A 6,676-nucleotide genomic window follows, 5' to 3' on the forward strand; every position below is an offset into this window, starting at 1 on the left:
AATTCCGGACAAGCCAAATAGTAGAAACCAGAGATATGTCAGGGAGTAGTGTTTCAAATGTTATGAAAAACACGAATGTATAAAGTGGACTAATTATCAGTTGCTGCTTCATGAGATGGAAGAAGCAGATGGATTATGTCATGGGAACTGGATTGACATCCAATACCTTCGGGAGCATATGAATAATCATAATGAAAATGGGAGACCCATGTGCTTGCAGATGCAGGTGCATGGGTCTTTTGAACGTGAATTGTACCTTATTATCTTGTAAATATGAGTGTTGTCATCAAAAGAGAGAATCGCAAGAATGTGCGAAAGTATATTGAAAACAAGAAGATAATCTCTGTAGAAGAACTCGCTGACTGCATCGAAAAAACCGTGTCCGTAGACGTGCCTAACGTGGTGCTGGAAACCCGTCTGACTGCTGACGGGCGGCTGGCGTTGCATGTGCTCAACGCCGATAACCACCGAAATCTGCCAGAAGTGGAAGTGACCTTCGAGGACGAAAAACTGGCTACCTGCACCAAATGGGAGGTATTTACACCGGATGACACGCAGGTTTCCGTTGCGCTGGAGGGCAACAAGGCTGTGGTGAAAATTCAAAACTATCAAACGCTGGTAAGCGTTCTATTTTCCTGACGTAATCGGCGCTGCTGCAGATACAAAAAACTGCGACAGCGCCGGTTTTCGATTTACCGTGATTCGTGAATCCTTATCATGCATTGCTGATATTTCGTGTATTCTTTCGAGAGGATGAAATTCCGGCCGAATTGCTCCTGTTCTGGGCGGAGTAGGTCCTATGACTATAACAATGTTGCTAAAAAATACACTTACAGCGGCAAAAAAACATCTTCTTATAAAAAATAATTAATTTTTTTCTCTATTTCTTCATTTTAGTATTGACAATTCATAATTTTTGTAATATAATATACTATGTTAATCAATATAATTATCTCTTTGCAAAGAGCGGAGGGAGGGGAATAAGAATGGCAGAAATCAGAGTAAAAGAAAATGAGACTCTTGATAGCGCACTTCGTCGTTTTAAGCGTCAGTGCGTGAAGTCCGGTGTTTTGACTGAGCTTCGTAAGAGAGAGCATTATGAAAAACCCAGCGTAAAGCGCAAAAAGAAGTCCGAAGCTGCAAGAAAACGTAAGTTTAAGTAATTTTGGATTCAATTAAACAAACGGCAGACTAACATCTGTCGTTTGTTTTTTTAGTATGACGGGCATATCAGTGCTCTGCGGTGAAAGTCCGCTGGGAGGTAGTTACCGACCAACCCGAAAGCGACTCCCAAGGTTTGCATCGTGAGGTGCAGGCGAGAAGAAGGGATAGCGAAATCGTAGCCTGACGGACAGAAACTCGGTACGAAGGCGTAATAGGCGGATAAGTTGACTAAAAGCAACGAAGTCCAAAAGGTAAACGTAACCCTATTGCGTAAACCGAGCAGGTAGACGAGGAAAGAGTATTGGTTTATCCCGTGAGGTCTTGCCGACGGAGAAATCCGTAGTAACAACGAACGGCAAGAAGTCAGCAGAAGCCATAGTACCAAGAAAAAACTTGGGAAGGGCTGAACAATTCAAAGCGTCAATTTGAAATGTATGTTCCAAGCAACAACCCCGACTATGTGTGAAACCAAAACGTATTTGAGGAGAAGCACAAATAACATAGGGAGTGGAAAAAAAACTTTGCTTGGAAGCGGAAAGGAGAAAAGACGGAATATGTCGGAAATGCTTGAAAAGATACTTAGTAACGAGAACGTTGAAAAAGCCTACAAAAGAGTTTATGCAAACAAAGGTGCAGGCGGAGTAGACGGAGTTACAACCAAAGAACTCGAAGAATATATGCGAGTAAATTGGAGAAGTATTAAGGAACAAATCCGAGCGAGAACTTACAAACCGCAACCCGTGCTTAGAGTAGAGATACCAAAGCCAAACGGCGGTGTAAGAAAGCTCGGTATCCCCACGGTAATTGACAGAGTAATAGAGCAAGCAATAACACAAATATTAACACCCATATTCGACCCGATGTTCAGCGATAACAGTTATGGATTTCGCCCGAACAAAAGATGTGAGCAAGCAATAACTAAACTGCTTGAATACTTCAATGACGGATACTTATGGATAGTGGATATTGACCTTGAGAAATTCTTTGACAATGTACCGCAAGACAAGTTGATGAGTTTTGTTGGAAGAGTAATACACGACGGAGATACGGAAAGCTTAATACGGAAATATCTCAAAGCGGGTGTTATGAACCAAGGCAAATACGAGTCAACAGAGATAGGAACACCGCAAGGCGGAAACTTATCTCCCTTACTCAGCAACATAATGCTGAATGAGCTTGACAAAGAGCTGGAAAGCCGCAGACTCAGATTTACAAGATACGCAGATGATGTGGTAATTGTATTAAAAAGCAAAGCGGCAGCGACAAGAGTAATGTATTCCATAACCGATTGGATAGAAAGAAAGCTTGGACTAAAGGTTAATGCTACCAAAACAAAGGTAACACCGCCAAGCAAGCTCAAATATCTTGGATTTGGTTTTTGGAAAGACAAAGAGGAATGGAAAGCAAGACCTCATAATGACTCTGTGCAGAGACTCAAAAGAAAGCTCAAAGCACTATGCAAAAGAAGCCTCGGCATTGACCTTACATACCGAATTAAGAAGATTAATGAGGTAACGAGAGGTTGGATAAATTACTTCCGCAAAGGCTCAATGAAAACAAAGCTTCAAGGCATAGACGAGCATTTAAGAACGCAGATAAGGGTGATAATCTGGAAGCAGTGGAAACTGCCGAGTAAACGAGAATGGGGACTGATGAAGCTCGGAGTACCTAAATGGATAGCACGTAAAGTAGCAAATTGGGGAGACCATTACCAATTTGTTGCAACAAAGTCTGTTCTTGCAAGAGCTGTTTCCAAAGAAAAACTGACCAAGCGAGGCTTAGTCAGTCTTTCCGATTACTACCTAAAGGTAGCACGTATTTAATTTTGAATTGAACCGCCGTATGCCGAACGGCACGTACGGTGGTGTGAGAGGTGGATTGGTTTCTACCTACTCGATTAATTTTGTATAATTATATAGCAAAATAAAATGCAGCTCCATATAATATTAGCAAGGTAGTTTAATGATAAGGAGTTGTATTTATGCAAATAAAAGTTCTGAAGTTTGGCGGAACATCACTTTCTTCTGCAGAGCAGTTTAAGAAAGTAAAAAGAATTGTCGAGGCAGAAGAAGAAAGAAAATACGTTGTAGCATCTGCGCCGGGAGCGCGTTTTAAAAATGATGACAAGGTTACAGATATACTGTATAGATGCTACGATCTGCTTAGCGAAAACAGAGACCTTAATGATGAGTTTTCCAAAATAGAGAAAAGATTTCTTGAAATTGAAAAAGATCTGCAGTTAAAAGCAAACATGTCAGAGGAATTATACAAAATCCGTAATATGTTTTCAAAAAACATAAAAAAAGATTATCTTGCGAGCAGAGGCGAATATTTAAATTCTATTTTGCTGGCAAAATATCTTGGATATGATTTTATTGATGCTTCAGAAGTAATTTTTTTTGATAAATATCATAAATTTGATTCTGAAAAAACAAATACAATTTTATCAGATGTGCTTAAAAAGCATAAAAACGCTGTCATACCGGGTTTTTACGGCATTGAAGTAAACGGCGACATAAAAACCTTCAGCCGCGGAGGCTCTGATATAACAGGTTCGATTGTAGCACGTGCGGCAAATGCCGATATATACGAAAACTGGACAGATGTATCAGGTTTTCTTATGGCAGATCCTCGCTGTGTTGAAAGACCTAAAATAATTAACGAATTGACCTATAATGAGCTAAGGGAGCTATCCTATAGGGGAGCTACCGTCTTACACGAAGACGCCGTTTTTCCTGTAAAAACAGCGCGTATACCTATCAATATAAGAAACACAAACAAGCCCGATGACAGAGGAACGATAATAACTCCTTTTTCTTCTATAAACTCGCGTCGAAAAGCTGTGATAACAGGTATAGCCGGAAAAAAAGGGTATTATTTACTTTATATCAAAAAAAGCTCAATGAACTCTGAAAAAGGACTGAAAGAAAGTATTCTTAGCTGTTTAAGAGAAAACGAAGTTTATTTTGAACACATTTCCTCATCCACGGACGCGATAACAGTGATAGCCAAACAAGAGGATTTTGAAGGGAAGAAAGCAAAAATTTTAAATGACATATATTGTAATTTTTCTCCCGAAATAATTATTATTGAGGAAAACATTGCATTGATAGCTGTTGTAAGCGAATCCGGATGTAAAGGCGAAGAAATATTATACAAAGTTTTAAAATCGATATTGGAAATATCACTAAAAACAAATATAATAGATAAAGGATCTAATGACTCGAGTATTATTATAGGAATAAAAGAAGTTGATTACGAAAAAGCCATAAATGTTATATATAGAGAATTTATAAAAGAGAAAAAATAAAAAACCGTGTATTAAGCACCGAAGTCGTGTTTAATACATGGTTTTTGTATATTTTGTATAATTTTATGCCATTGCCTTGAGTACGCTCTCAAGCCACTCGTTAACCTGAGCTTTTTCAGCGTCGGAAACCTTCTTCATAAACTTAAAGGGGAGACCGCCATTAATGTAAAGAACGTTTTCGCAAACATTAGCTCCTGCAGACTTAACCCAATCTATAAGCTGCTGAGCCTTTTCCTTGTCACCGTCAATAATAAACGCTACATTCTGTGCCTGAGATTTGTTCATGTTTTTACAGAATATTTCAGTTGCTGTGCTGTATTTTGCAGCAGCGGTCGCGATTATAACAACCAATCTTTCGGTTTCGCAAGGATATGCAGGGGGGATGATGTCTGCCTTGTAGTTTGATTTTTCAGCTGCGATCATATCTGCAATTGAAAGAAGCTTGCCTTTGTTTGTAGCTGTGAGTACGCGCATTTTGATTTTCATGAATATTTTCCTCCTGATAGGCAATAAGCCTGTTTTATTTTTATACAATTTATAATGAAATTACAAACTTCATTATTTTAGTATCATATATAAAAACACGTTAAAAGTGGTATTTTTACTTATTTTTGCCCAAAAAGCTTCCCTGAATTATACAAAATTTGCATTTTGTATAATTACTGCTGTCTCGTTTTACAGTACTCTTTTAACATATTTCTCTAATATGGTAACATAAATAAGACGTAATGTCAATATTTCTTTTGATGTTTTTTACAAAAAAAGAGTTTTCTTTGCTTTTTATTTTTTTATTTTATCTTTTAACCGTTTTTTCTATTGAAATTTTAAGTAAAATTTGATATTATATCTATAGAATAAAAGAAATGTTTTTCTTCTTTAAATATTTGACCCTCGTTGCTTCACCACCGCGTAGATGTCTTTCAGATTTGTTTTTTTCCAATACTCCCTTTACACTCGTATATAATGTTGGATTTACGCTTTTTAATCTGATTGTTATGTCCTTATGTACCGTACTTTTACTCACAGAAAATCTTTGTGCTACTCCTCGCACCGTGGCGTTGTTTTCGACTAAATATTCAGCAAGAATTTCACATCTTTCTTTTGTGTTGCCATATATCATCACAATTGCCCCCCATAAATTATTCCTATAAAAATATATATGAAAGGTTTTTGTTCTCTATGATTAAAGAAGCAGATAAATTTGTAAATTCTGCTATAATGGAAGGCATGACATCTATACGTGCCGTGTTAAGCATTCAGGAAAACAGCGAAATTAAAAACGATAGAAAAATCACGAGGATTTTGTATAATTCCAACCGATATGATAAGCTAAAAAAAGAAATCGGATATTTAACGCATCAAGCCGAAAAATACGGCTTCTCTATGACTGAAGCCTCTGAAGAATACATTGACGGTATCACGCTCGGAAATTCTCACGGAGGAATCATTGCTATATGTACAGAAAGAACTATTCCTTTGTTGGAAAACAACATTTCTTCTATAAAGCCAAATAAACTTTATGTCATGATACAAGGCATAGAAGATCCTTATAATTTTGGCTATTCCCTTCGTTCCTTGTATTCTTGCGGAGCTGAAGGAATAATTTTGCCGGAAAGAAACTGGATGAGCGCGGCAGGAGTTGTGTGCAGAGCCTCTGCAGGAGCTTCCGAGTTGATGAACGTCTATACATCAGATGCATTAAAAGCGGCAGAAATATTTAAAAATAACGGCTACAAAATAGTTTGCGCCGATCTGAGAACCTCGGACACTCTTGGGAAAACAGAGCTTAAATTGCCGTTGTTTTTAATTGTGGGAGGCGAAAAAAGAGGGATTTCAAAAGAATTGCTTGATAGGTCAGACATCATTGTTAAAATTCCCTATGCGAGAAAATTCAACGCTTCCCTTTCAGCCGCATCCGCAACCACGATAATAGGCTATGAGATAATGCGTCAAAACGATAATATTTTTTGAATAAATTTAAGGTTGTTTCATTATGTGTTCAGCACTTTGAAACAACCTTTTGTATTTATTTAACGGCAGGAAGCCCCGTTTCCTCTTTCATCGGAAGAAATTGAGCGAGCGCAAAATTCTCCGGTAGGAAACGCCATGTTTCTGAATATACTGCAAGGATCGTCACACTCTGATGCCACACATTCCTTGTCAGGAACGCAATAATCAGTAGCACTTATCAAATACTGTGCA

General features: G+C 38.0%; 7 protein-coding genes and 1 pseudogene. 6 read left to right on the plus strand and 2 right to left on the minus strand.

Annotated features, from left to right (window positions below; translation table 11 throughout):
* The first annotated feature begins 309 nt into the window (after window positions 1-309).
* The 5 genes and pseudogenes from E7480_08455 (at window position 310) to E7480_08475 (ending at window position 4,474) form a co-directional block, all read left to right on the plus strand.
* Window positions 310-639 (plus strand): hypothetical protein, encoded by a 330-nt coding sequence (locus tag E7480_08455; GenBank protein MBE6904618.1) that lies wholly within the window; start codon window positions 310-312, stop codon window positions 637-639.
* A gap of 121 nt (window positions 640-760) precedes the next feature.
* Window positions 761-871 (plus strand): annotated as a pseudogene (locus E7480_08460) (hypothetical protein).
* A 115-nt stretch (window positions 872-986) separates the two neighbouring features.
* Complete coding sequence (locus E7480_08465) at window positions 987-1,163, plus strand: 30S ribosomal protein S21 (protein ID MBE6904619.1); 177 nt, start codon at window positions 987-989, stop codon at window positions 1,161-1,163.
* Window positions 1,164-1,718: 555 nt separating this feature from the next.
* Window positions 1,719-2,987 carry a group II intron reverse transcriptase/maturase gene (ltrA, locus tag E7480_08470; protein ID MBE6904620.1) on the plus strand — a complete coding sequence of 423 codons (1,269 nt, stop codon included), beginning with the start codon at window positions 1,719-1,721 and terminating at the stop codon, window positions 2,985-2,987.
* A 158-nt stretch (window positions 2,988-3,145) separates the two neighbouring features.
* Complete coding sequence (locus E7480_08475) at window positions 3,146-4,474, plus strand: aspartate kinase (protein ID MBE6904621.1); 1,329 nt, start codon at window positions 3,146-3,148, stop codon at window positions 4,472-4,474.
* A 63-nt stretch (window positions 4,475-4,537) separates the two neighbouring features.
* Here E7480_08475 and E7480_08480 read toward each other — a convergent pair whose 3' ends face one another.
* Entirely contained in the window at window positions 4,538-4,960 is a 423-nt protein-coding gene (locus tag E7480_08480) for a hypothetical protein (protein MBE6904622.1), read from the minus strand.
* 361 nt (window positions 4,961-5,321) lie between these two features.
* Complete coding sequence (locus tag E7480_08485) at window positions 5,322-5,591, minus strand: stage III sporulation protein D (GenBank protein ID MBE6904623.1); 270 nt, start codon at window positions 5,589-5,591, stop codon at window positions 5,322-5,324.
* A 62-nt stretch (window positions 5,592-5,653) separates the two neighbouring features.
* On the opposite strand from E7480_08485, the gene E7480_08490 reads away from it, so the two are divergent.
* Window positions 5,654-6,445, plus strand: coding sequence for an RNA methyltransferase (locus tag E7480_08490; GenBank protein MBE6904624.1), 792 nt, complete (start codon window positions 5,654-5,656; stop codon window positions 6,443-6,445).
* The last annotated feature ends 231 nt before the right edge of the window (window positions 6,446-6,676 follow it).

The sequence above is a fragment of the Oscillospiraceae bacterium genome (assembly GCA_015067255.1).
GTDB lineage: Bacteria > Bacillota > Clostridia > Oscillospirales > SIG519 > SIG519.

Excerpts from the sequence above, each read along its gene's own strand:
- E7480_08490 (MBE6904624.1), top strand. The coding sequence starts at position 5,654 with ATGATTAAAGAAGCAGATAAATTTGTAAATTCTGCTATAATGGAAGGC.
- ltrA (MBE6904620.1), top strand. The coding sequence starts at position 1,719 with ATGTCGGAAATGCTTGAAAAGATACTTAGTAACGAGAACGTTGAAAAA.
- E7480_08480 (MBE6904622.1), bottom strand. The coding sequence starts at position 4,960 with ATGAAAATCAAAATGCGCGTACTCACAGCTACAAACAAAGGCAAGCTT.
- E7480_08475 (MBE6904621.1), top strand. The coding sequence starts at position 3,146 with ATGCAAATAAAAGTTCTGAAGTTTGGCGGAACATCACTTTCTTCTGCA.
- E7480_08465 (MBE6904619.1), top strand. The coding sequence starts at position 987 with ATGGCAGAAATCAGAGTAAAAGAAAATGAGACTCTTGATAGCGCACTT.